This is a genomic window from Actinomadura miaoliensis (assembly GCF_039536785.1).
GTDB lineage: Bacteria > Actinomycetota > Actinomycetes > Streptosporangiales > Streptosporangiaceae > Spirillospora > Spirillospora miaoliensis.
In genome coordinates this window covers 276,432-300,670 of record NZ_BAAAZG010000002.1, presented here as the reverse complement: position 1 = coordinate 300,670, position 24,239 = coordinate 276,432, and the positions used below count along the sequence as shown (strand labels likewise).

General features: G+C 71.5%; 26 protein-coding genes. 14 read left to right on the top strand and 12 right to left on the bottom strand.

From position 1 onward, the window contains the following. Positions 1-95: 95 nt before the first annotated feature. From ABD811_RS05895 to ABD811_RS05845, 11 genes are all read right to left on the bottom strand, one after another. Entirely contained in the window at positions 96-587 is a 492-nt protein-coding gene (locus ABD811_RS05895) for a hypothetical protein (RefSeq protein WP_344941945.1), read from the bottom strand. Further along, positions 584-859 (bottom strand): hypothetical protein, encoded by a 276-nt coding sequence (locus ABD811_RS05890; protein ID WP_344941942.1) that lies wholly within the window; start codon positions 857-859, stop codon positions 584-586. Before ABD811_RS05890 ends, ABD811_RS05895 begins: the two co-directional genes overlap by 4 nt. 125 nt (positions 860-984) lie before the next feature. Continuing rightward, positions 985-1,794 (bottom strand): helix-turn-helix domain-containing protein, encoded by an 810-nt coding sequence (locus ABD811_RS05885; protein ID WP_344941939.1) that lies wholly within the window; start codon positions 1,792-1,794, stop codon positions 985-987. Positions 1,795-1,842: 48 nt separating this feature from the next. Then, entirely contained in the window at positions 1,843-2,382 is a 540-nt protein-coding gene (locus ABD811_RS05880) for a DUF6879 family protein (protein WP_344941935.1), read from the bottom strand. Between the two features lie 2 nt (positions 2,383-2,384). After that, positions 2,385-2,606, bottom strand: a complete 222-nt coding sequence (locus ABD811_RS05875) for a hypothetical protein (protein WP_344941932.1) — start codon at positions 2,604-2,606, stop codon at positions 2,385-2,387. Positions 2,607-3,094: 488 nt separating this feature from the next. Then, positions 3,095-4,699, bottom strand: coding sequence for an ATP/GTP-binding protein (locus ABD811_RS05870; protein WP_344941929.1), 1,605 nt, complete (start codon positions 4,697-4,699; stop codon positions 3,095-3,097). Continuing rightward, positions 4,696-6,189 carry an SCO6880 family protein gene (locus ABD811_RS05865; RefSeq protein ID WP_425549368.1) on the bottom strand — a complete coding sequence of 498 codons (1,494 nt, stop codon included), beginning with the start codon at positions 6,187-6,189 and terminating at the stop codon, positions 4,696-4,698. The genes ABD811_RS05870 and ABD811_RS05865 overlap by 4 nt, the downstream gene beginning before the upstream one ends. Beyond that, positions 6,167-7,693: a hypothetical protein gene (locus tag ABD811_RS05860; RefSeq protein ID WP_344941923.1), complete on the bottom strand. Its 1,527-nt coding sequence runs from the start codon at positions 7,691-7,693 to the stop codon at positions 6,167-6,169. Before ABD811_RS05860 ends, ABD811_RS05865 begins: the two co-directional genes overlap by 23 nt. Before the next feature lies 1 nt (position 7,694). Further along, positions 7,695-8,450, bottom strand: coding sequence for a DUF8175 domain-containg protein (locus ABD811_RS05855; RefSeq protein WP_344941920.1), 756 nt, complete (start codon positions 8,448-8,450; stop codon positions 7,695-7,697). Beyond that, positions 8,447-8,746, bottom strand: a complete 300-nt coding sequence (locus tag ABD811_RS05850) for a hypothetical protein (RefSeq protein ID WP_344941918.1) — start codon at positions 8,744-8,746, stop codon at positions 8,447-8,449. The genes ABD811_RS05855 and ABD811_RS05850 overlap by 4 nt, the downstream gene beginning before the upstream one ends. Further along, a complete protein-coding gene (locus ABD811_RS05845) occupies positions 8,739-9,293 on the bottom strand; it encodes a DUF6668 family protein (RefSeq protein ID WP_344942365.1) in 555 nt (184 codons plus the stop codon). Before ABD811_RS05845 ends, ABD811_RS05850 begins: the two co-directional genes overlap by 8 nt. A gap of 809 nt (positions 9,294-10,102) precedes the next feature. On the opposite strand from ABD811_RS05845, the gene ABD811_RS05840 reads away from it, so the two are divergent. Together ABD811_RS05840 and ABD811_RS05835 are read left to right on the top strand one after the other, a co-directional pair. Then, a complete protein-coding gene (locus ABD811_RS05840; RefSeq protein WP_344941915.1) occupies positions 10,103-11,077 on the top strand; it encodes a lytic transglycosylase domain-containing protein in 975 nt (324 codons plus the stop codon). Between the two features lie 24 nt (positions 11,078-11,101). Next, positions 11,102-11,704 (top strand): hypothetical protein, encoded by a 603-nt coding sequence (locus tag ABD811_RS05835; protein WP_344941912.1) that lies wholly within the window; start codon positions 11,102-11,104, stop codon positions 11,702-11,704. A gap of 649 nt (positions 11,705-12,353) precedes the next feature. Here ABD811_RS05835 and ABD811_RS05830 read toward each other — a convergent pair. Further along, the gene (locus ABD811_RS05830; protein ID WP_344941909.1) at positions 12,354-12,596 is read right to left on the bottom strand and encodes a hypothetical protein; all 243 of its coding nucleotides are present in this window, start codon (positions 12,594-12,596) and stop codon (positions 12,354-12,356) included. A 19-nt stretch (positions 12,597-12,615) separates the two neighbouring features. Between ABD811_RS05830 and ABD811_RS05825 the strand changes: the two genes are divergently transcribed. Genes ABD811_RS05825 through ABD811_RS05770 form a run of 12 tightly spaced genes read left to right on the top strand, consistent with a single transcriptional unit; the run spans position 12,616 to position 24,218 of the window. Further along, the gene (locus ABD811_RS05825; protein ID WP_344941906.1) at positions 12,616-13,752 is read left to right on the top strand and encodes an amino acid--tRNA ligase-related protein; all 1,137 of its coding nucleotides are present in this window, start codon (positions 12,616-12,618) and stop codon (positions 13,750-13,752) included. Positions 13,753-13,795: 43 nt separating this feature from the next. Next, entirely contained in the window at positions 13,796-14,647 is an 852-nt protein-coding gene (locus ABD811_RS05820; protein WP_344941904.1) for a class I SAM-dependent methyltransferase, read from the top strand. A 2-nt stretch (positions 14,648-14,649) separates the two neighbouring features. Next, on the top strand, positions 14,650-15,417 hold the full coding sequence (locus ABD811_RS05815; RefSeq protein WP_344941901.1) for a class I SAM-dependent DNA methyltransferase: 768 nt from the start codon (positions 14,650-14,652) through the stop codon (positions 15,415-15,417). Further along, positions 15,417-16,442: a S66 peptidase family protein gene (locus ABD811_RS05810; protein ID WP_344941898.1), complete on the top strand. Its 1,026-nt coding sequence runs from the start codon at positions 15,417-15,419 to the stop codon at positions 16,440-16,442. The genes ABD811_RS05815 and ABD811_RS05810 overlap by 1 nt, the downstream gene beginning before the upstream one ends. Continuing rightward, complete coding sequence (locus ABD811_RS05805) at positions 16,426-16,884, top strand: hypothetical protein (RefSeq protein ID WP_344941895.1); 459 nt, start codon at positions 16,426-16,428, stop codon at positions 16,882-16,884. The genes ABD811_RS05810 and ABD811_RS05805 overlap by 17 nt, the downstream gene beginning before the upstream one ends. Next, entirely contained in the window at positions 16,881-18,116 is a 1,236-nt protein-coding gene (locus tag ABD811_RS05800; RefSeq protein ID WP_344941892.1) for a hypothetical protein, read from the top strand. The genes ABD811_RS05805 and ABD811_RS05800 overlap by 4 nt, the downstream gene beginning before the upstream one ends. 33 nt (positions 18,117-18,149) lie before the next feature. Then, a complete protein-coding gene (locus tag ABD811_RS05795) occupies positions 18,150-19,067 on the top strand; it encodes a phytanoyl-CoA dioxygenase family protein (RefSeq protein ID WP_344941890.1) in 918 nt (305 codons plus the stop codon). Continuing rightward, the gene (locus tag ABD811_RS05790) at positions 19,064-21,076 is read left to right on the top strand and encodes an aminotransferase class III-fold pyridoxal phosphate-dependent enzyme (protein ID WP_344941887.1); all 2,013 of its coding nucleotides are present in this window, start codon (positions 19,064-19,066) and stop codon (positions 21,074-21,076) included. The genes ABD811_RS05795 and ABD811_RS05790 overlap by 4 nt, the downstream gene beginning before the upstream one ends. A gap of 19 nt (positions 21,077-21,095) precedes the next feature. Continuing rightward, a complete protein-coding gene (locus ABD811_RS05785; RefSeq protein WP_344941884.1) occupies positions 21,096-21,902 on the top strand; it encodes an FkbM family methyltransferase in 807 nt (268 codons plus the stop codon). Between the two features lie 11 nt (positions 21,903-21,913). Further along, entirely contained in the window at positions 21,914-22,651 is a 738-nt protein-coding gene (locus ABD811_RS05780) for a radical SAM/SPASM domain-containing protein (RefSeq protein ID WP_344941881.1), read from the top strand. Then, positions 22,648-23,424, top strand: a complete 777-nt coding sequence (locus ABD811_RS05775) for a PIG-L family deacetylase (RefSeq protein ID WP_344941878.1) — start codon at positions 22,648-22,650, stop codon at positions 23,422-23,424. Before ABD811_RS05780 ends, ABD811_RS05775 begins: the two co-directional genes overlap by 4 nt. After that, entirely contained in the window at positions 23,421-24,218 is a 798-nt protein-coding gene (locus ABD811_RS05770; RefSeq protein ID WP_344941875.1) for a glycosyltransferase, read from the top strand. The genes ABD811_RS05775 and ABD811_RS05770 overlap by 4 nt, the downstream gene beginning before the upstream one ends. Positions 24,219-24,239: the final 21 nt, after the last annotated feature.

Sequence of the window (24,239 nt, the reverse complement as noted above, 5' to 3'; positions counted from 1 at the left end):
CCGGGTGCCGCACTCCCGGGTTCCCCTTCTTCGGGGCGCGGCTGGGGGCGGCGGCGTGATGATCCAGGGGTGTTCACCGCGCGGCCGCCCCCTGGTCACCAGTCCCAGGGCTCGGTGTAAGTCAGCCGGTCGAGCAGACGTGCGAGCCACCCCCGACGCTGCGGCCGCTCCGGACGCCTCGAGGGCCCGGGACGCTCCGGGCGCTTCGGGGAGCCGGGACGCTCGAGCCGTTCGGGACGCTCGCGACGCGGCGGCAGCGGCGCGACGCGCTGCGGCTGCGGCAACGGCGGGGGCGTCGGCGGCGACCAGATGCCGGCCACCATCCCGCCCGTCCCCGGCACTGCCTGTTGCGGGTGGACGGGCCGCACCCCGGCGGCGGCCAGGCGCTGCTCCAGTTCGGCGGGCGTGGCCGCTTGGAGCAGCTCGTTACCGACCGGGTGACTGGTCGGCCGCAGCACCATCGCCATCCACGAGGCGTTGAGCTCGCTCCACCACAGCAGCACACCGGGGAAGCGGCCGCGCAGCTGGGCGGCGATCGCGTCGGTGTCCCACCGCACCGGCCCCGCGTGCACCCTCGACGCGGTCACGACGACACCGCCGCGTCCTCGGCCTTCTCGGCGCGCTGGTTGAGGTGGCCGAGGATGTGCAGGGCCGCGTCGTCCAGGTGCTCGTCGTCGGCCTGGGCGATCGGCGTGCCGTCCGACGCGAAGAACCACAGCTTGCCGCCGTCCTCTTCGCGCTCCCGGCATGTGATCGTCTCCACCGAGGTCGGCGCCACCACGGTCACCCCGGCCTCGGTCTTCACGCCCGCGCGGGCCAGCTGCTCGGCCAGCGCGCGCAATCGGTCATACTGCTCCATGAGTCCGACCTCCCGTGTCGGGCGAGGCCCCGGGACTCCCCGCTGTAGGCGCAGCGGCCCGGGGTCGTTTCTGCGGGGCAACACCCACAGTGGGACCGGCCAGCGCTGATGGCCAGGAACTTGCTTCAGCTTGCTCGAAGCGTCCGAATTGCGGCGTGAATCAGGTCCCGCGCGGCAGCCCCGTACACGGCGGAGGACGCCAGCCAGTCGAACTCCTTGATGTACACCGCGATTTCGCGTGGTTGCGTGATCGCAAGCTCAGCCGAGGCAGTCTCCAGGAGGACTAGACGCTCGTCGAACACCCAGAACCCGTGATGCGGTGCGCGCCGGTGCCGGGCGCGCGTGGGGATGATGCCGAGGCTGAGCCGCGGCAGAGTCGACAGTGTGAGCAGCCGCTCCAACTGGGCGACCAAAACATGATCATCGGCCATCCCGATCGTCAGCGCGATCTCGCACATCACCATGTGGAAGCGCCGATCACGGTCGCCGCGGCGCAGTACGTCCTGGCGGTCCATGCGGGCCTGGACGGCGGTGTCGACGTCGCCGCCGGTGCCGTGGAAGGCGATGTTGTCGCGGAACCGCTGTGCCGCGTACTCGCGGGTCTGCAGCAGGCCGGGAATGAGGAACGGCTCGAAGACCCGGAACAGCGTGGTCTCGGCCTCCTGCGCGGCGATCGTCTGCTGACGCCGGTGCGCGCCGGCGTGCCACTCACGGCGCCATTCCCTGTACGCGCTGGAGATGTTCCGGACGGTCGCGATCAGGTCCGGGACGTGCTCGTCGGCACCGACCAGGCGGCACCAGGTGCGGATGTCGTCCTCGCTGGGCGTCTGCTTGCCGTGCTCGATCTTGGAGACCTTGCTCTCATGCCAGCCGGCCAGTTCGGCGAGGCGGCGCTGCGCGACACGCGAATCCTGTCGCAGCTCACGCAGCCGCACCCCGAGTGCCTCGCGTGCTTGCTGGTGGGACGTGGACATGAGCGGGGATCACAGGCTGCGCAGGAACTCGTCCCGACTGACGGACGCCTTCCATGCGATGTCGCGCCACCGTTCGTGCTGCTCGACGGTGGCCGCGTCGCCGAGCAGTTCGGCCCCGAGGAGACGGTCGTCATCGTCGAAGCGCAGAACGGCGACCCGTTCGTCATCGAGCAGCCAGGCGTCATGCGGCGGCCGGACCGGCAGGCCGAGTGCATCGGCCTGGTCACGGTCGAGGTATCGGATCTCCTCGCCTGCACGTAGGTTGCCCTGGGCCGACCATAGGGCGTAGCGGGAGTAGTCGCCGAGCGGCACCGTCACCACCCGGACACGACGGAACGGGCGCCCCTCGGCCGCCGCCGTCCGCGTCATGTCGCCCCACTCGTGCGCGCCGAGGAGATAGTCCTCGTCAGGGGCGCCGGCAAGGAAGCGCCGGATCCGCTCCTGCTCGGATGGCACGTTGTAGCGGTCCCTCGTTTCCAGCCGGAACGCCGAGCGCCGGGCGGTGTGGAAGATCGCGCCGAACTGGTCGCCGGTCAGCAGATCGGCCACGGTCACCCCTTCGCGTAGTGCAGGTTGTAGTGCTCGATCAGGTGTCGGACGAGCGCCGGTTCGATCTCGACGACGGTCTCGTCGGCGGCGAGGTCGCGGACGTCGCCGAGCGCCGTCGCGTCGGTGATGATCTTCCCCTGCACAACGTACGTGCCGCGGTCGCTGGCGTACATCGCCGGGCAGCCGCCCTGGTCGGAGTCCGTCCCGAGGAACCGTAGCCGCATGATCTTCCCTTCACCCAGCGAGTTGCTCGAACTTGCTCTGTGCAGCGTCCGCCGCCCTCAGGTGGGGCGTCAAGTGACCGGGATGGACATGTCACCTTCCTCGCAGACGGTCAGCGCGGACGGCGAGCGCGTCCTCGACCTCGTCCGGCAATTCGTGGAACCGCTGGATTCCCCGGAGGATCGCCCGCGTGTAATTTGGCCGTCCGCAGCGGGCCGGGCACCACTTGGGAGCAGTTGGCGGCGCAGTGCCGGCACCGCTCGAACTCGACCTGTGCCGACTCTTGAAGCCGCTTCAGACCGGTCCGCTGCAACCGCTTTCAACCGCCCGCTGCCTTTGGCCAGTGGGCGGTTGTGTGGATGCGGACGTCAGATGTCCTAAGCGAGCACACCACAGCCTCCGCTGGCTGGTGACGTCTTGTCGGCGGGCTTGACGCGCAGCCGCTCCCGCCGCCGGGGTTCGGTGACGGGAGCGGCCTCGGCCGGACGGGTCAGAGGCGCTTGGGCTTGGTGGTGGAGTGGGCCCAGCGCTTGTTGGTGTCGTTGACCTCCCGCTCGGCGTGGGTCAGGTCGACCTTGAACGGGATGCCCGGACGGCCGCCGACCTTGACCAGGAACTTGCCTCGGCCGGGCGGCTCGCCGTCCCGGTTCAGGGTCGGGTCCCAGGACGGCGGCGTCGACCAGTCCACGATCATGCTCTGCTCGGCGGTCGACATCCGGACGACCTCGTTGACCATGGGCATCTCGGCCTGCGGCAGGCCGCCGCAGATGACCATGCCCGCGCGTTCGGCGAAGCCCTTGGCCTTGAGCTGGTCGGCCGGGTCCGGCAGCGCCAGCAGGTCGGCCATCGTGTGCGTGATCATCGCCTGGCCCAGCCCGCGCTGGCGGTTGAGCCGGGTGAGCGCGTCCACCCGGTCCACCAGGCCCCGTCCGGCGCGCAGCACCCGCCACAGCTCGTCGAGGACGACGAAGAAGTGCCGCTGGGGCCCCATGCCCTGGTCGGCCAGGGCATGGGCGGCCTCCACCGCGCCGAACCCGTCGGACCAGCAGGCCAGCAACACGGCCGCCTGGAGTTCGGCGTCGGCGTCGTCGATCCCGCTGATGTCGATGCACACGCCGCCGGGGGAGTCCAGCCTGATCGGAGTGGTGGTGTGGTGGGCGAACGTCTCCCCCATCGGCCCGTCCAGGAGGCCGAGCAGCGACGCGTGCAGCGGGTCGACGGCATTGCGGTAGCGGTCCTCGCTGCCGCGCGCCAGGGTGATGCTGCGGAGCCGGTCCGGCCCCTCGTCGATCACCTTGATCAGGTCCGGCAGGATCGGCACGCCCTGATGGCGTTCGTCCAGCACTCGCAGCGCGGCGTTCAGGACGGTGCGCTCGGTGTCGGCGATGGGCGTGCCGCGCAGGACCGTCACCAGCGCGGCGACCATGTTCAGCCGGCGGCCGTGCGCGTCGGCCGCCAGCTTGGCGCGCGCGTCGCCGGACAGCTTGGCCGCGGCGGCGGCCGTCTCGCCCGGGTCGAGCACGTTCAGCGAGCCCAGCCCGCGGCCGAGCTTGATGATCTGCCCGCCCAGCGCGCGGATCAGGTCGACGTAGTCGGGCTTGAGGTCGCCGAGCACCATCGGGAACACGCCGTATCCCGTCAGCCCCACCACCATGCGGCGGATCAGCGTCGACTTGCCCAGGCCCGGCTTGCCCAGCACCAGCACGGAGGGGTTGTGGATCAGCCCCGCGCGCTGGAACCAGGAGATCGGGTCGCAGCAGAGCGTGGTCCCGCCCATCAGCTCCCGGCCGAGCGGCACCCCCACCATGGGAGTGCCCGAACCGGCGCCGAACGGCCACAGGCCGCACACCTGCACGGTGGTGCCGCGCCACTCCGGCGGTGCCTCGACGTACCCGGCGCGGCCGCCGCCGCGCCCGGCGAAGCCGCGCATGCCGGGCCGGGGCGCCGCGGGGCCCTTGCGCTCGGACGCGCGGTCGCGCGCCTTGTCCTTCTTCTTCTCCTTCTTGTTCTTCTTGCGGCTCTTGCGCCCGTCGTCGCCGGTCGCCGGCGCGCCGTCCGCCGGCAGGCCGAAGAGCGGATCGGTGGTGGTGCTCACATCGCCTCCCGCACCATCGCAGGAACCTGGAGATGGTCGGGCAGCACGATGCCGAGGGGCAGGGCCGCCGCGAACGCCGACGCCTGCGACCCGTACATGCGCCGCAACTGCACCCGGGCGGGCGGCGCGAGCGTGTCGATGGCGGCGGTCGCCAGCGGCAGCTCCTCCACCGACCGCACCGTGGCGGTGACCAGCATCGCGAACCGCACCAGCCCGGCTCCCTTGGCCTCCTCGCGGGCGGACTGGTCCGCCGCCGCGACGGCGACCGCGTCCCGCGCGGCGGTCTGGGCCCCGGAGATGCGGAACCGGGCGTCCTTGCGGTCCCGCTCCACGATCTTGGCCGCCGCACCCGGATCGTACGGCCGGTACAGGAGCGTGACGCGCTTGCGCGCGATGTCCCGGTGCGGGGACACCAGACCGGTCATCACGCTGGACAGCACCTCGCCGCGCGGCGCCTCCGACATTCCCCAGGTGACCGAGACGCCCGAGTCGTGGACGTACCGGTCCCAGTACTCCTGCGTCGCGACGGGACCGGCCTTGTCCCAGCTGATGTCGTCGTCGCCGAGGGTCTCCAGCAGCGACTGCGCGTCGGGGTCGTAGGCCACCCGCACGGCCTTGGCCAGCTCCGCCGCGTTCATCGGACGGGCGGTTCCGGCGCCGGTCATCGCCAGGTTCGCGGTGAGCCCGGGGATGCGGGTGCCGATCTCGCGGGCCATCTCCTCCATGGTGCGGCGCTTGGCGCCCGGCCGCGGCGCGGCCGCGTAGGTGACCGCGACCCTGGTGGAGACCTGGGCGCTGCCGGCCGGGTAGGTCCGGGCGATCTCGTCGAGGGCCTGCCGGGCCAGCTCCGGGGCGTTCGGGTCGACGTTGTTCCCGACCTCCCGCTGGAGGCGGTGGCCCAGGTCGGGCGCCGTCTCGATGGTCACGCTGGCGGCGACCAGGCTCGGCTCGAACGACAGCGAGGCCAGCCACTGCCCCCAGTAGGCGACCCAGGTGTCGATCTGGTCCTGGTCGACCAGGGCCGCCCCGTCGGCGGCGCACTCGAACACCGCGGTGTAGTGGCCGGTCGACGGGATCATGATCATCGCGAACGGGCGGCCGTAGGAGTCCTGCGCCTCCACCAGCCGGGACGCGGCCATCAGCCCCGGCAGGCGGTGGCTGCCGCGCGCGGTGATGCCCAGCGGACCGGACCGGTACAGGTGCCAGCCCTGGGAACGGCCGCGCCACCAGGCGATCCGCGCGGTGGCGGCCTGCAGGGCCGTACGGCCGTGCCGGTCCTGGACCACCAGGGGCAGCATGACGACGGCCAGGACGACCGCCGCGATCACCGCGGCCCACAGCGAGATCATGGCGGACAGGGCGATCGTCACCAGGCCCAGCATGAGGATCCCGGTGCCGAGCAGCCCGAGCCGGCCGATGCCGGGTGAGACGGGCTTACGCCAGTTCCCGTAGGTGCGCTCTACTCGGTTACCTGCTGCCACTTGGACCATCTCCCTCGTTGGCGGCGCCCTCTGCCGCGTCGCGGACGGCGTCGGCGGACTTGTCGGCGGCCGCCTTGCCCGCGCCCGCCGTCGCTCCGGCGGCCGCACCGGCCGGGCCCGCCACGGAACCGGCCGCGGCACCGCCCGCCGCACCACCGGCCACGCCGCCTCCGGCCGCACCGCCCGCAGCGCCACCGGTCGCACCGCCTCCGGCACCACCGGCCGCGCCACCACCGGCACCACCGGCCGCGCCCGCGCCGCCCGCGGCACCGCTCGCCGGGCCGCCACTGCCGCCACCGCCGCCGCCTGAACCTCCGCTGCCGGAGCCTCCGCCACCGGAACTACCGCCACCGGAACCACCGGGCGGCGTACCGCCGGACGGCGGCGGCGGGTCATCGTCGTCTCCGCCGCCCCCGCCGGAGGGACCGTTCGGCGGCGGTCCTCCTCCGGACGGGCCGCCTCCCGAAGGCCCGCCTCCGGACGGGCCGGAACCGGACGGGCCACCGCCCCCGCCTCCGCCACCGCCCGAGGAGTTGTTGCCGCCGCCGCCCCGGAGGTTGTTCACCATCCGGGCGCCCAGCGGGAGGTAGTCGGCGGCCGCGCTGGCCGTCCTCTCGGCGACGTCGTTGCCCGTGGACGACACCACCGGCACCACGAACCGCATCAGCGCGGGCAGCGCGAGCACCGCCATGATCACCAGGATCAGGCCCTGGAGCTGCGCCATCGAGTCACCGTGCATCGCCCGGAAGGCGACGGCGTAGATGGTGGCCACGACCGGCTCGTACAGCAGGTACGCCACCAGCCACGCGATCAGCTTGCGGAACCAGGCGCGGCCCTGCGGGGTGATGCTGGCCGCGCCCGCCAGCGGAAGTGCCCCGGCCAGCAGCACCAGCATCGCGCTGCGCACCACCATCATGGCGAGCTGGATCACCGACGACAGGATCGCCAGCAGAGCGACGATGAGGATCACCGCCGGCATCGCCGGCAGCAGCGCCGCGCCGAACAGCGCGCCGATCTTGCCGAGGTTGCCCTCGACGTCGCCTTCGGTGGAGGCGTTCAGGATCCACACCGAGTAGGAGTGGCCCGCCTCGATCGCCAGCCGCACCGCCGCCGTCACCGTGAAGACGGCGACGACCATGGTGATCAGCCCGGAGAACGCCTCACGGAACGGTTCGCCGCGTCTCTGCCATGCCGTCTTGCCCGCGGCGAACAGCAGCCCCAGCACGGCGACCCAGGTGACCAGCCACCCGGTCCGCTCGCGCATGAAGTAGACGGGGTCGTCGGGGTTCTCGCTGAGGGTGGGGTTGGGAACCTTGATCCACCACGTCAGCAGGACCTTGAGGATCTCGATCGCGGCGTTGGCGAAGGACTGCGCGACCATGTCGACGATGGACCCGGCGATGGACCCGGCGACGTTCTTGGCCGTGTCGTCCAGACACCAGGGAAGGACCGGCACGAGGCCGCAGCCCGGATCGGCGGCGGCCTGCGCGGCCTGCGCTGCGACGACCGACACGTCAGACACCTCCCCAGCGTGCGAAGCCGTTCAGCGACGAGACGAGCTGCTGCGAGGCCGACGGTGACCCGTTCGGCTGGAGTTCCAGCTTCCAGTCGCCGTCCTGCCACTTCACGGTGACCGCGCTCACCGACATCTGACCGGTGGAGAAGCGCATGACGAGCTGGACGACCGCGGTCTGCGGGCCGTAGGTGACGAACTGGAACCCGGCGATCTGCCCGAGGCTGCCGGGCACGACCACGTCGACGCCCCGGTTCTTGCGCAGCTTGACGTAGGCGTCCCTGCCGGGGCCGGGGATCACCTGTTCGGTGGTGATGACACGCCACTGGGTGGAGAAGACATAGCGGGAGCTGAGGTGAGTGGCGGCCAGCAGCGCCCCGAGCGGGGTGTGCGCGAAGCAGCGCGCCACCTCACCGTCGGCACTGACGACGAGAGGGCCCGCTGCCGACGAGTACGGCAGAGCCATCGTCTTGTACACCTGCCACGTGACCCCGGGCGGTGGTCCCGCGGGGACCTGCTGTGAGGTGTCACTCGGACGGCAACCGCTCGCGGGAGCCTGCGTCGCGCCGGTCGACGGAGTGTCACCGGCCTGGGGACCGGACGGCTGCTCGGAGCGTGGCGCGGGACTGCGGATGAAGGTCACCGCGCCCAGCACCGCCACCACCGCCAGGAACCCGGCCGACATGAGGAAGGCGGGGCGCCGAAACGGGCTGGATTCCTCCAGCCCGTCGTCGGCCGCCGAGGGCTGCTCCCTCATCCGATCAGGGCACCCACGAGCGCGGACGCCGAGCCGGCCAGAATGCAGGCGGCGGCCACCCAGGCCAGGCCCGACGCGTGCGCGCCGCCCTCACCGTTGCGGTGCATGACCGCCATCCGGCCGGCCGCGATCAGCACGCCCGCCACGCAGAGGCCGAACACGACCCAGGCCACCCACCGCAGCATCTTCTCCAGCTGGGCGGCGCCGGGCGGGGCCTCACCCTGCCCGGGGTTGGGAATGGCGACGGCCACGGCGTGGACCACGTCTCCCGCGGCGGTGATCAGAGTGCTAAACATGCGTTCCTCCAGTGACGATGCGTTGGAGATCGGCGGCAAGCTCCGAGAACGCCGGCGGCAGTTGGATCTGGTCGGGGGGATCACCCAGCCGCAGCGCCTCGACCCAGGGCAGCTCCCACACCCGTGGGAACGCTCCCGAGATCAGATGCAGCAACTCCCGCAGCGGTTTCGGTCGCCGGCCGGGTGCGTCGGCGACCACCACCAGGCCGACCACGCGCACGGTCGGAAGGCCACCGCCGGCCCACTGTCGCGCGGCGGCCTGGGCAGCACGCAGACCGCCCGCGTGGCCGCGCGCCACCAGTACGACACTGGCGTACCCGGGCGGGTCGGGCACTGGCCAGTACTGGCCAGAGGCCATCCCGCCCCGGACGATGTCGGCCACCGTCGATGTCCCCGCACCGCCGTGGCAACTGGTGAACCACCACGCGGGACCGGGCCCGCTGTACCCGAAGACACCCAGCTGGCTGGTGGGCGGCGGGGCCTGGCGAGGCTGGAGTACGACGTGCGGCCGTACTTTGGGCTGCTCGCTCGGCGGGCTGCCCGTCATGTAGGTGGTCGCCCCTGGCACGAGGTAACGCGGCCCGGAACCGTCCAAGGGGACACCATTCATGGTCATAGTCCCTTCGACGCACCGAGGATGTCCCCTGGTTCAAATAGCATCTCCAGGGCAGGTCGGCATGCTATAGCATCGGCGCGCCATGATCGGGGGCTTTTTGAACCGTTACATTACGGTCGACCTGTCCGAGGGGGGCGCGGCCGAGTCAATCGGCGGGCACCGAAGGGATGCCACCTCCCTTGGTCACCATATGTGAGGGGCGATTCTTATTCGTAGTCACAAGACTCGCCGACCCCGATGCGGGAGGCTGACCAGCAACGACGTCTTTAGCCCGGGCGCCGCACGGGCGAGCGGCCCGCGACGACGCCGCCCGGGACGGCTCGCGAAGCTCCGTCATGCTCCCGGCACGTCCCCCCTGACGGGGTCGCCCGCCGGCGCGGAGCCCGCCTCAGGAGCCGTGAAACGGCGCCGCGTCCGACTGCGTCTGACGTTCCGATGCGAGCCTTGATCTCCCATACCCGCCGAAACGCCCCCACCGACAGGCGTTCCACGGCGTGCGCGACCACCACGGCCGCGGCTCGCGGCCCACGGCGCCGTACCCGACGGGGCGGCGCACAAGATCGACGCGCCCGGGCCGCCCCCCGCCCGCCCGGCGCCGCCGGCCCGCCCCCCGGAGGCCGGTCATGAGGCACCACGCCAGTCGTGTCGCCGCCTTCCTGCGTTCGCGCGGCGCGCTCCGGTTTTCGGACGGGGGCGCCTTTTCACCGGCCACGGCGGTGATCGGCGGCGGCCTCGCATTCGTGATCGGCTTCGTACTGATGGTCACCTTGTTGTTCGGCGGCGGCACCGCGAACGCGTGCCCGAACCCTTCCGAGGGAACGGCTAATCAGCCACAGGCGTCCGAGCAGGCGAACTCCATTCCGAGCAACTATTTGCGGCTCTATCAGCAGGCCGGACAGAAGTACGGCATTCCATGGAATGTGCTCGCGGGCATCGGCAAGGTGGAGACCGACCACGGCACCTCTGACCTGCCCGGTGTCAAGAGCGGTGAGAACTATGCCGGTGCCGGCGGTCCCATGCAGTTCCTGCAGCCCACCTGGGACTCCTACGGGGTCGACGGCAACGGTGACGGGCGCAAGGACCGCTACGACCCCGAGGACGCCATACCCGGCGCGGCCAACTACCTCAAGGCCAGCGGCGCTCCGGGTGACATTCGCAAGGCGATCTTCGCCTACAACCACGCCGACTGGTACGTCGACGACGTCCTGGAGTGGGCCAAGAAGTACGCCGACGGGGACTTCAGCGTCGGCGGCGACAACATGGCCGGGTCGGCCGCGTGCGGCTCGGGACCGCAGGCCGCGGGGAACTATCCCCCCGGCACGGAGTGCCCCGCGGGGGCGGCCATGGGCGCCGAGAACATCACCGACCGGATGCGCTGTGTCCGCGACCAGATCAAGACCCTGTTCAAGGTGCCGCGCGGCATCGGCTGCTACCGCTCCAACGGAGGCATCCCCGGCGGCGGTGAGCATCCGCTGGGCCGCGCCTGCGACTTCATGATCAGCAGTGGCGCGCCGACGGCGGAGGAGGCGCAGCTCGGCAACGAGATCGCCGCCTGGGCGCAGGCCAACGCCAAGAAGCTCGGCATCTACTACATCATCTACCGGCAGCGCATCTGGAACCCGTCCCGGGCGGACGAGGGCTGGCGGCTGATGGAGGACCGCGGAAGCATCACCCAGAACCACTTCGACCACGTCCACATCTCGGTCGACCCCTGACCCACTGAGGAGAGAGCACAAGCGATGACCCGTTCCCTGCGGCCGGGTCCCCTGATCGCCCTGGCGGCCGTGATGGCCGTGGCCGCGACGGCGTGCGGGACAGAAGAGCCCCGCCGTCCCCCGGCGGCCGCGACGACGGCCACCCCGTCGCCCACGCCGACGGCCTGCCGGCCCACGGCGCCGTCCGAAACCCCTCACGGAGGACTGCCGGATCCGCGCGGCATCGACCGGCGTGACGCCACCGCGGTCTCCCGGGCCGCCGTGACCGTGATGTGGACCGTGGACGCCGCGATCGACGACGGCCAGCGCGACGCCTACCTGCGCGCCTGCCCCTACCTGACCCCCCAGTACGCCGTCCGCGTCGCCGCCGAGCAGGCCGTCGGGCCTGTGCCGCAGCAGTGGAAGGCCCATCGCGCCTATGCCAGGGTCCGTCTGACGCTGCGGCAGCCGGAGGGCGACCTCGACCCGGACACGCCCACCATGGCGTATCGCCAGTGGCAGGTCACCGTGACCCCCATCGGCCGCGACCAATGGAAGGGCCCGACCGTGCGAGCCATAGCGTTCGTCACCCTCACCCGCCCAACCCCTGGCGCCCCCTGGCACATAGCCCGCGTCACCACCGCCTGACCCCCACCCCACGACGGGGAAGCATCGTCCGCGCGGCGGCGGGTGCGTGGGGTGTCGCCAGTCTGCCGTGGGGGCTGCGCCCAGTGGTGTGGGGTTGTTTATGCAGGTCGTGTGTGGATTGCCGGGAGTGGACGGCGGTAAGCGGCGTGAGTGCCTTTGGTGAGGCGTCCAGTGGGCGATTGCCCGTGTCTCCGCACCCGACTACGCGCGTCCTCGCTTCTGCCCGGCCTGCGCCGTGGGCGGTGTCGGTGCTGGTCGATGGTGTTGCTGAGCTGGGAAGGGTGCCGGGGTCGTGTCGGCGGGTGTGCGGGGTGTGGTCGGGGGCGGCATTGAGACCGGACAGACGCCCAATTGATGCCTGTGCAACGTGATCAGGTGGTGCCTGTCCGCGAACATGAGTCTCGTCACGAACACCAGGCGAACTTTGGGCATCTGGACCCTCGACACCGCTCGTCCCGTGTGGTTAAGGTCTGTCTGATATCGGATCAGATGTACGTCTACCTGTCTGATCAGGAGGTTCGGCGTCTCGTACGTGAAGTCCTGTCACTTGGATGTTCATGAGCGGCTTCCTCAAATGGTCGGTGCGGGAGTTCGAGCTTGGTGTTTCTCGGTCGAGGATGGGGCGCATGCACCCATGCGGCTTTCCCTCTCATTCCACATGGCGACGTAACCGCTCAATGGTGTCAATGAGCACGCGCACCGGGCCGAGGTCGTCACGGCGAATCACCTCAGGGCAGGCAGCCGAACCGCTTCCCGCGTCCACCGGATAACCGGCGAACCGGACGCCTTTCGCCTGCATACAAACAAAACGACGTGCCGCCATGTGTGACGGTGGGAGCTGCCCGGTGAGCGCCGGGCGATACCGCTGTGCGCGGGCGGCCAGAACAGCCATCCCGGGGAAGGGACATCAATTGCTGGGTCCGTACGAGGCACTGGACGACGGTCGAATTCGCTTCCGCGGCAACCGTGTCTGCGAACCCGTGGAGGACGTCAGGAAGCTGGAGGTGCCCGTCGCGAAATTCGAGCGACGGGTGCAGGACCTGGCCACCGACAAGTCCTTCGCGAGCATCGCCAGGATCAATCACCGCATCTTCTCGACGGTGCACTCGTACTTCTCCGGGCGGGGTGCGCTGTTCACCCTCCTGCCGCTGGTCACCCGTATGATCTCCTCGCCCGGAGCGGTCCACGGAAAAGAGGCGATCAGCTACACGACGGACACCTGTCCGGTCACCCTGTCGTGGTTCGACCTGTCGAATCCCGCATTCCTCTCCGAGTCCTCCCAGATCTATCTGGAACTGGCGCTGGCCCAGCCCGGAGTGGACGAGGTGTACAGCGTGTACAACTCCTTCCGCCTGGAGGACAGCGACTTCTCCCACCTTTCGGAGTTCCACCACGTCGAGTTCGAGGGACGGATCTCCCAGCAGGACAACCTGGACTGCGCGATCGGACTCGTCGCGCGCATCGTCGGCGACCTTCTCGAGCACGAGGAGGAATCACTCGCGCATTTCCTGCCGGCCGACAGGCTGGCCGGGCTGGCCGCGCTGACCTCCCCCTCGGCGTACACCCATCTGACCTTCCGCGAGGCGCTGGACCTGCTCCGGGAGGACACCGGCGAGGACCGGTTCCGCCGCTTCACCATGGAGGGCACGTTCGGCAGCTGGGAGGAGATCCGGCTGACATGGATCTGCGGCGGTCCGGTGACCGTCAGTCAGTTCCCGCTGCTGGAGGTGCCCTTCTACCACGCCGAGGTTCCCGGCTCCGATCCGAAGGTCGCCCACAACACCGACCTGATCTGGCCCGGCTACCGCGAGGTGGTCGGCAGCGGCGAGCGGATCGGCGGGCCGGACGAGCTGGCGGCCAAGGCGGAGACCTTCCAGCTTCCGCCCGACGACTACGCGCCGTACCTGCAGACCCGGGACCTGGACGGCTGGCGCCGCAGTTCGGGTTTCGGCCTCGGCTGGGAACGCCTTCTCCAGGGTCTGCTCGAAATGCCGGCGATCTGGGACGTCTGCCACTTCCCGCGGACGCACCTGACGCTCAAGCCCTGACCCATCTTCAGCTCCCCCCTCATCACACAGGAGGACCCGGTTCATGGTGTTGATCTCTGACGAGAAGTTCGAGGAGTTCTTCCAGCCCTACGCGCAGAACGTGGAGGGCTTCTACGAGGCGTCGTACTGGCGGCTCTGCGACGAGGTCATCCGGGAACTGATCCGGCGCCATCTCGGCGTGCGGCCCGGTGACCACATCGTGGACGCCGGCGGCGGCACCGGCCGCTGGGCCCGCTGGTGCGTGCGCGAGCTCGGCACCCGCGTGACGATCGCCGACCGGTCGGCGGCGATGCTGGACAAGGCCGCGCGCGATCTGGGCGAGGCGCCGAACAAGGACGTCGCCGACCGGATCGAACTGCTGCACTGCGACATCGAGGACGCTCCGGAGCTGCCCAGCGACTCCTTCGACGGCGTGGTCAGCATCTACAACATGCTGAGCTTCAACACCGACCCCGGCCGGGCGTTCGCCACCATGCACCGGGCGCTGAAGAGCGGCAAGAACGGCCTGATCATGGGGCAGGGGTACGCCAACGCGCTCGCCTCGAAGTTCAACCGGGACCACGCCTCCCCCGAGGAGATCCGCAAGCTGGCCGAGACGTCGGTCGTGCAGTGGGCGCCGCACGTCCCGGCGCTGCGGGTGTTCTCCGCCGACGACCTGACCCGGCTGGCGACCGAGGCGGGATTCGAGGTGCGCGGCGTCTACGGGGTCACCACCCTGCTGACCCCCGGGCCGGAGGACTTCACCTACCCCTACGAGACGATGAGCGAGATCTCCAAGTCGCTGGACGACCCGGCCGTCTTCGAGGTCGCCCTGGAGCAGGAGCTCGCCGTCAACGGTCTGCCCGGATGGGCCGACCGCGGGGTGAACCTGATGGTCCACGTCCACAAGCCATGACGGTGACGACGGCCGAAGAGGCGGCGCAGCCCTACGAGCATCTGGCGCAGGTCTACGACCGGTGGACGGCGGAGAACGACTACGAGTCCTGGTGCGACTTCGTCGAGGAGCAGTGGCGCGCCGGTCCGCTGCCGGTGCGCGAGGTGCTGGAGGTGTGCTGCGGGACGGGGACGGTCCTGCGGCATCTGGCCGACCGGGGGTACTCCGTCACCGGTTTGGACCGTTCTAGTCGGATGCTGGACCAGGCCAGGGAGAAGCTGGGCGCCGAGCCTCCCCTGATCCGGGCCGAGCTTCCCGACCTGCCCGCCGAGGGGCCGTTCGACGCGGTGCTGTGCCTGTTCGACAGCGTCAACTACCTGTGCGACGAGGCCCAGGTGCGGGAGACGATGCGGGCGGTGCACCGGGTGCTGCGGCCGGGCGGCACCTTCGTCTTCGACGTCAACTCCCGGCACAAGCTGGGCGAGGTGTTCGGTTCGTCGCACTACGGCGACGACCTCGGGGATTTCGCGTACGTCTGGCGGAACCGGTTCGACCCGGACACGTTCCGCTGCGACTTCCTGATCACCTTGTTCGTGCGCTCCGCCGACGGGACCTACACCCGGTTCGAGGAGCGCCACACCCAGCGGGCCTACGAGCGGGAGCATCTGCGGTCGCTCGCGCGGGACGCGGGGTTCACCGGCGTGGAGGTCTACGACGACTACCGGCCGCGGCCGGTGGGCCCGCGGACCCTGCGGGAGACCTGGGTCCTCACCAAGGCCGTGGAGGCATGATGGCCGGGCGGGTTCTGGAACGCACGGAACTCGCCCGGCCGCCGCGCTTGCGGCCGGGCGACGTCATCGGGGTGGTGAGCCCGTCCGCACCGGGGGCGCCCGTCGCGCCGCGGCGGTTCGCCCGGGCGGCCGACGCCCTGCGGGACATGGGGTTCGAGGTCAGGGAAGGATCGCGGACCTGGGGCACCGGCCACAGCGCGGGCACGGCCCGGGAGCGCGCCGACGAGCTCAACGAGTTCCTCCGCGACCCCCGGGTGCGGGCGGTCGTGGCAACGATCGGGGGACACACCTGCAACGCGGTGCTGCCCCTGCTCGACTACGACGCGCTGCGCGCCGACCCGAAGATCATCGTCGGGTACAGCGACATCACGGCGCTGCTGCTGGCCTGCGTCACCAGGTCGGGGGTCGTGACGTTCCACGGCCCGACGCTGCTGGCCGAGTTCGGCGAGTTCCCGGCCCCGCTGCCCTACACCCGGGACGGCTTCCTTGACGTCCTGTGCCGGGCCGAGGCGCCGGGGCCGTTGCGGCAGCCGCCGGAATGGACCGACGAGTTCCTGCTCTGGGACGCGCGGGACACGCGGCCGCGGTCGCTCGCTCCCAGCCGCCCGTGGTCGTGGCTCGCCGAGGGCAGGGCGGCCGGACCGCTCCTCGGGGGCAATCTCGACACCCTGTCCGTGCTGGGCGGCACCGGCTACCTTCCCGACTTCCGCGGCGCGGTCCTGCTGTGGGAGACCATCCAGACGTCCCTGAGCAGGATCGACCAGTTGCTGACCCACCTGGAGACGCTGGGCGTCATGGACGACCTGGCCGGGATGATCGTCGGACACGGGTTCCGGGCCGACCCCGGATTCGAGGAGGAACTGCAGGGCCATGTCGCCGAGCGCTACGGCTCCCGGGGCTTCCCCGTGGTGGCGGGCGTGCTGGCCGGCCACTGCGACCCGATGCCGACCCTCCCGCTGGGCTGCGCGGTCGCGCTCGACTCCAGGCGAGGATCGATCGAGGTCGTGGATGCCGCTGTTCGATGACGAGATCTGCGAGGGCGCCGCGGAGGCGCTGGCCGAGGCCGGTTTCACCCGGCTGCTCGCCGTCCCCGCCGTGCCCGCGGGCACCCCGCGCGGGTTCCGCTATCCGCTGCGGACGAAGACGTCGGACGGCGGCGAGTGGTTCCTGCGTTCGTGGGGGACCGACTTCGAGATCGTGAGCCGCTCCTGGCTGCGGCGCGGCATGCGGGCGTCCTTCTCGCTCGGCTGGGCCGTCATGCCGGAGGGGCAGACCGACCGGCTCCTCCTGCTCGAAGCCTTCGAGCCGGACGCCGCGGCGGCGGACGAGCGCGGGCGGCGGGTGCTGGAGATGCTGGAACCCTACGTCTGCCGGTCAGCTGTGGCCGGGAGCGCCCAGTGGGGGTACGCGGCGTTGCGCGTGGCGGCGCTGCTGAGGTCCGGTGCGGCGGCGGAGGTCTCGCGTTGATCAGCGACGGCTACCTGCGCACTCTCGAGGACGCGCAGTTCGTGCTGCCCGGGTCGTACGGCCGGGGCATTCCCGTGTGGCAGGACGCCGGGTTGCGGCTGGCGCGCCGCCTGGTGTCGGCGTTCGAGTCCGTCCTCGCGCAGTGGTGGACGCCCACGATCGTCGAACACCCCTTCCTCATGCCCGCCGCCGGGTACAGGGACGTGTTCGGCGACTACACCAACGTCTTCGAGGCGCTGGTCCCCGAGGCGGGAGGGCCGTGCGTGCTCGCCCCCGACAACATGGCGGCCAGCGTCGGATGGCTGCGCGAGCACGGCGGCGAGGGGCCGCTCGTGGCCGTCGGGGGGCTGCTGCGCGAACTGGCGGGCGGGGCCCAGCCGCTGTTCCGGGACCGTCACATCTGGCCCGCCGTCCAGGTGACGCAGCTGGTGCCGCAGAACCGGGCCGTGGACGAGCTGGAACGCCACCGGCTGGCGATCACGCGGTTGCACGAGCTGCTCTGCCTCCCGGTGATGACCGTGCGCACGCCCGCCCTCGCCTCCTACGGCAGGACCACCTACCTCACCGTCAGCTGCCTGCCCGACGGGCGGCCCACGGTCACCGCGACGCTCTACGTCATGTCCGAGCGCTACCGCGACCGGCTCGGCGCGGGCGCCGAGGTGATCGACGTCGGGTTCACCGGCAAGCTGCTGGCCCTCGTCGCCATGCACCACCGGGACGGCTCCGGGCTGGCCCTGCCCTCGGCGCTCGCCGACACGCAGGTCGGCGTGCTCGTCGACAAGGACGACGGGCGGATCGAGCGGTGGCGGACGCGGCAGGCGGACGAAGGTGTCCGTGTCCGACCGGTGGCCTGCGGCCAGAAGCACGGCGCCCGGCGGCGCGCGGAGCGGCGGCTGCGGCGGCACGGCGTACCGCTCGTTCTCGGCGTCCGGGACGAGGGGCTGCGCATCGCGCGCCGCTACCCCCTGCACCGGTCGGACGTCCCCGGACTGCCGGAACCGGCGGCGCTGCGCGGCGAGCTGGCCGCCCACGACGACCGTCTGCGCCGGTCGGCGGACCGCCGCTTCACCGCCGGGCTCAGGCAGGGGGGAGTGCTGGCGGCGCGCTGCGACGGATGCGCGGCGGCCGACGGCGAGCGCGTCTTCGGGTGGATCGTCCCGGCGGCGCGCACGCCCTGCGACGAATGCGGCGCGCCGGGAGGCGAGGTCCTGCTCGGGGAGCGCTTCTACTGACGGTCACGGTACGACGGAACGAGGGGTGCGAACATGAGAGCGCTGCGCGATTCCAGTGATGTGCGCGACGACACCGACGAACTGCGCCGGCGGCTCCGGGAGGACGGCTACGTCTTCCTGCCCGGGACGCTGGACCCGGCGAAGGTCGAGGCGGTCTCCGCCGACCTGCGCGCCGCCATGTACCGGGTCGGCTGGCTGGACGATCCCGGCACCACCCGGGTGAAGTCCCGCGACCGCCGGTTCACCCACGAGTCCAGGGCCCGGGAGTACGCCGAGCTGCAGAGCGTCGAGTCGTTCCACCGGCTCGCGCACGACCCGATCCTGATGGATCTGACGTCCGAGCTGCTCGGCGGCCGCGTCTTCAGCCATCCGGCGCACGTGTGCCGGCTCTCCTTCCCCGTGGACGGGCCCGCCGACTTCCTGACCCGTCCCCACCAGGACTTCGTGGTCCTGCACGTGGCCACCGACGTGCTGACGGTCTGGTTCCCGTTCACGCCGTGCTCGGCCGAGCATCAGGGGCTGTGCGTGCTAACGGGCTCGCACCGGGAGGGCTTCCGGCTCCCCGATCCGGACGTGGGCGGCAGGCGCCCGCTGTACGTGCGCGTGGACCCCGACGATCCGCGGTGGGCCACGGCCGAGTACCAGCTCGGCGACATCGTGATCTTCCACAGCCTCACGGTGCACGGGTCGAGGCCCAACCGCAGCGACCGGGTCCGCGTGTCGGCCGACGTCCGCTACCAGCTCCCGACCGATCCGATCCGCCCCGAGTTCCTGCATCCGCACGGCTGGCCGGCCACGCCCGACTGGCCGGAGCTGACGCGCGGGTGGACGTCCCAGGAGTGGATCTCCACACCGGAGGTTCCGCAGATACCGCCACCGCCGGACATGGAGTACCTGGAGATACTGCGATCGCTGAACCCGCCGCCGTCGCGGCTGCTGTCCGCGTCGTGAACGCGCGCGCTCACGACGGCCCCCGGGCCGGCTGCGTCGAGCTGACGACGACCTCCACCCTCCGGCCGACGCTGATCCGGACGTACCGCTCGTTCTTCCGGCGCGTCCGTCACTCCGGGTGCTTCCGCGTTCTGGTGACCGTCGACCCGGCGTATCCGGTCAGCGAGGACGAGGCCGAGGAGGTGCGCGCCTTCCTGCGGGACCTGCCCCGGGCCGACGACCGCGTCTGCTCCGTCGTGGTCGAGGAGTTCCCCCGGCACGTCGGCCTCCAGGGGGCGTTGTCGGTGCTGTTCGCGCACAAGCGCGCGCCGGTCGGCGTCCATCTGGAGGACGACTGGGAGTTCATCCGCGACGTCGACCTGGACGCGCTGGTCGAGGACCTGGTCGAGCAGGAGAGCACGCAGATCAGCTTCGCCAGCGACCACGTCGCCCGGGGCGGGACGTTCGACCGGGAGGGCGAGGTCGAGACCGTCCCCGGCACCAGGGTCCCGCTGCGCCGCCTCACCGCGGCGAGCTGGGCGGCGTACAAGCTGCCGCTTGGCCCGCACGTCCACCAGACCGCCCGCTGGGTGCCGACCTTCGCCAAGGCGCTGGTGCTGTCCGACCCGATCCGCTGCCCGGACGAACGGGTCCGGGAGCATGTCATCGCCGAGGACTCGCGGACCTACCACAACGCGCTGTGGACCGAGGAGGTCGTGGTCCGCGACATCGGCCGGGACTGGCTCCGCAAGCGTGACTCGCACAAGGTCCTGGTGCCCCGGCGGCCCTCCCCCGGCGGCGCCCTCGGCCTGCCCCGCGACGGGGACGTCCCGCCGCGGCCGCGGTCGGCCGCGTACCGGGCCGACGAGCGGCGGCTGCTCGGCACGCCGCCGGGCCGCCCGGCCGACCGGCACGACGACTCCCCGCTCCCGTTCCTGGAGCGGGCCGAGGGAGCCGTCGTCTGGGACGTGGACGGTCTCCCCTACATCGACCTGCTGTGCGGCGACGGGGCGGTGATCCTGGGGCACGACCATCCCGCCGTCACGCGGACGATCCGCGAGCGGACGGTCAACGGGCTGGCCCTGGCGCCGGCGTTCCCCGCTCGCGTCGTCGCGGCGGATCTGGTCGCCAAGGCCGTGCCGGGAGCCGAGGCGGTGCGGTTCTCCTCCGGCGCGGTCCAGGCCGTCCGGACGGCCGCCGACGCGGCCCGCCGGTTCACCGGCCGCCCGGCGGTGGTGGCGGCGGGGCCGGTGGCCTGGCCGTCGGGCGGCTCGCTGCGGACGTCCGCCGGGGCCGACGTCACCCCGTTCGATATCGCCCCGCTCGACGACGTGGCGGACGAGGAACGCCTGATCGACCTGGTCGCCGCGGAGGGGGCCCGGATCGCCGCCGTGCTCGTGGCCGGGCCGCTCCACCGCCCCCTGACCGAGGGTTTCCTGCGGCGGCTGCGCCGGGCGTGCCATCGCGAGGGCACGCTGTTCATGCTGGACGAGGGCCTCACGGCGTTCCGGATGCCCGGCGGGCTCGCCGCCCGGCACGAGGTCGTCGCGGACCTGGCCTGCCTGTCGCACGGACTGGCCTCGGGCCTGTCGGCGGCGGCCGTCGCCGGACGGGCCGACGTCGTGGACGCGGCGCCGGAGGACGGCGACGCCGCCCGGACCGGTGACGTCCTGGTGTTCGAGGTGATGAAGGCGTGCCTGCGCGAGTACGCCCAGCCCGAACACCACGAACGCCTGGCCGCGACCGGGCGGCGCCTGCGCGAGGCCCTCGACGGCGTCGCCGCCGCCAAGGGTCTCGGGAAGGTCGTCCACGGCCACGACCAGATGCCCTACCTGCGTTTCACCGGCACTCCCGCCGTCGACCAGGAGATCGTCGGCGAGCTGGCCCGGCGCGGGGTGCTCGCGCGCACCGGTCCCAACTTCGTGAGCCGGGCGCACGACGAACAGACCGTCGACGTGGTCGCGGACGCGTTCGCCCGGTCGCTGGACCGGGCGCTGGAGACGGGAGGTGCCGCACGTGTCCAACGTTGACGATGTGAGGGGAGCGCCCGTGTCGGACCGGTACCTTCGCCCCGCCGCCGGTGCCGTGGTCGATCCGGAAGAGATCACGGAGCTGTGCGCGCGGCTGCGCGCACCCGGCTGCCCGCCCCAGGGGACCGTCCGGCTCGGCCCCTGGGAGCTGGAATACCGCCACCCGCGCGCGTTCGCGTCGACCGTGGAACTGCTGTTCCGGGACCGCATCTACGACGTCGACGGCCTCGCGCCGCCCGGAGTGATCATCGACGGCGGTTCGTGGCTCGGGCTCAGCGCGCTGCACTGGCGCCGGCTGTTCCCCGGCGCGCGGATCCTGGCCTTCGAGCCCGACCCGGAACTGTTCGAGGTGCTCACCGGGAATCTGGAGCGCAACGGCGCGGCGGACGTGCGGGCGCACAACATCGCCCTCGCCGGGCAGAAGGGGGAACTGGAGTTCCTCGCCACCGGCACCGACGCGGGGAGCCTGCGCGTGCGGTCCGCCCCGGGCCGCATCACCACGGTGCCCGCGGAGACCCTCAGCGGCTACGTCTCCGAACCGGTGTCGCTGCTCAAGCTCAACATCGAGGGTTCCGAATGGGAGGTCGTCGACGAACTGGGCGACCGGCTCGCCCAGGTGGACCAGGTGCTCATCGAGTACCACGGCTTCAACGAGCTGCCGCAGACGCTGCACCGCATCCTCGGCCGCCTGGACGAGCACGGCTTCACCTACATCGTCAGCCACTTCAACGAACGCAACCGCGCGTGTGTGCCGCCGCTGCGGCTCACCGCCGGCTTCCGCTACTTCCTGCTGATCTACGCGCGCCGGCTCGGCGGCACCGGATGAGGTGATCGCGGATGGGACTCTTCGCCGACCATCAACCCATGTTCGTCGAGGTCGAGACGACCACGTACTGCAACCGGCGGTGCGACTACTGCCCGAACAGCGTGTTCGACCGCGGACTGCGGCGGAACGAGGTCAGGATGCCCGAGGACCTCTTCTACAAGATCGTGAGCGATCTCGGCCGCAACCACTTCTGCAACCAGTTCAGCCCGCACAACTACGGGGAGCCCCTGGCCGACGAGCGCATGCCGCACCTGCTGGAGATGGCCCGGCACGAGATGCCCAAGGCCAGGATCGCGCTCTACACCAACGGGGACTACCTGACGCCCGAGCTGTTCGAGCGGCTCCTGCCCTCCGTCGACGCCTTCGTCATCACCCAGCACGGCGAGAAGATGCCGCCCGGGGTCAAGGCGATCTTCGACGAGCACGGGGGTTCGCACCCGAAGATCCGGTACAAGACCGCGCAGTCGATCAAGCTGAACGCCTCCAACCGCGGCGGCCTCATCCCGATCCAGGTCAACCGCCGCAAGGCCTGCGGCGTGGTGATGAACGAGCTGCACATCAACGCCCACGGCCAGCTCATCCTGTGCTGCGAGGACTACCTGGCCCGCAAGACCTTCGGGAACATGCGGGACATGACGATCGAGGAGGCCTGGTCCTCCGAGGAGCGCATGCGGGTGCACCGCGCCAACGTCCGCGGTGAATTCCAGCTGGACCAGTGTGCCACCTGCGGCTACGGCCGGATGACGTGATCGGCCGGAACGCGCCGGGCCGCGTGGTGGCGCTGTCGCCGCACTTCGACGACGCGCTGATGTCCGTCGGCGGCCTGCTGGCGGCGCTGGACGCCCCGGTGACCGTCGTCACCGTCCACGGCGGCGTGCCGCCCGACGGCACCGCGTCCGAGTGGGACCGGCTGTGCGGATTCGCCTCCGGCGCCGAGGCCGCGCGGGCCAGGGCGCTGGAGGACCGCCGCGCCTGCGGCGTCATCGGCGCCGATCCGGTGCACCTGGCGTACCCGGACGGGATCTACGGCGCGCCGTCGTCTCTCGACGCGCTGACCGAGGTGATCGAACGGCTGGTCACCGAGGACGCGCTGGTGCTCGTCCCGGCCGCGGTGTGCCGCCACGCCGACCACCACCGCACCAGGGACGCCGCTCTCGCCGCCCTGGCAGGGCTGGACGCGGACGTCTGGCTGTACGCCGACCAGCCGTATGCGGGCCGGTCGCGGCACTGGGGCGGGCCGGGTGCCGAGTCGCTGGCCGACGACGTCTGGCGGGACCGGATGGCGCCGGCCGTGACGCGGTTCGGGCTGGCGGAGGCGCGCACCGTCCGGCTGACGGCGCGGGACTGGGCGGTGAAGCACCGCGCGGTCCTGGCGTACGCGTCGCAGCTGGTGCCGCTGGCGACGTACGCGGGCCACTTCCTGGCCTTCGAAGGGCCCCTGAACACAGAACTCGTCTGGCGGGTCGGGGCGCGGCCGGTGGCGGCGCGCCCCGTCCGGGAGGAGAGAACAGAGGCAAGGTGACGATCTTCTTCTACTGGTCCGGCCAGGACTTCGACTTCGGCAACTACCTGGCGGTCGCGTCCGCCGCGCGGCACGCCTCCGGGGCGCGGGTCGTCGTGGTGGTGGACGACCCTCCGGTGGACAACCCGCACTTCGACAACGTGCGGCGGCTGCCCGGGGTCGCGGTGGAGCCGCTGGACCTGGCCGCGCTGCTGCCGCCGGTGCTGCGCGAGCTGTACGGCCGCATGCGCTTCGTGGCGCACCGGTCGGACCTCGTGCGGCTCGCCCTCCTCGCCGAGCACGGCGGCATCTACCTCGACACCGACACGCTGACGTGCGCCGACCTGGGCAGCACGCCGGAGGTGCTGCTGCTGGACGACGGCAAGATCGTCCATCTCGGCTGCCTGGCGCTGCCCGCCGGGCACCCCGTCCTGACCGCCACGCTGAAGGCCCTGGAGAGCTTCTCCGACGCCGATCTGGACGTCTACCAGAGCCTCATCTACATCTGGACGCGCATCGTGCGCGAGCACTCACCGCCCGTGGAATTCGGCGAGCTCGACGCGTACTTCCCGATACACTGGCGGGATTGGGAACTGGCGTTCACCCGGCGTCTTGCGGCGGACCGCATCCGCGTCCTGCACCACTACGGCTACTACAGCCGGCGGTACACGCGGGTGATGGACGAGGAGTGGATCCTCCACAACGACTGCCTGTTCAGCGACCTCGCCCGGCCGCTGCTGCGCGACCTGCACCGCATGGGATGGCCGGTCGGCGCCGCCATCGCCGCTCCGCGGGGGCCTGAACAGGACGGATAGACTGACGCACGGACGCGTCGG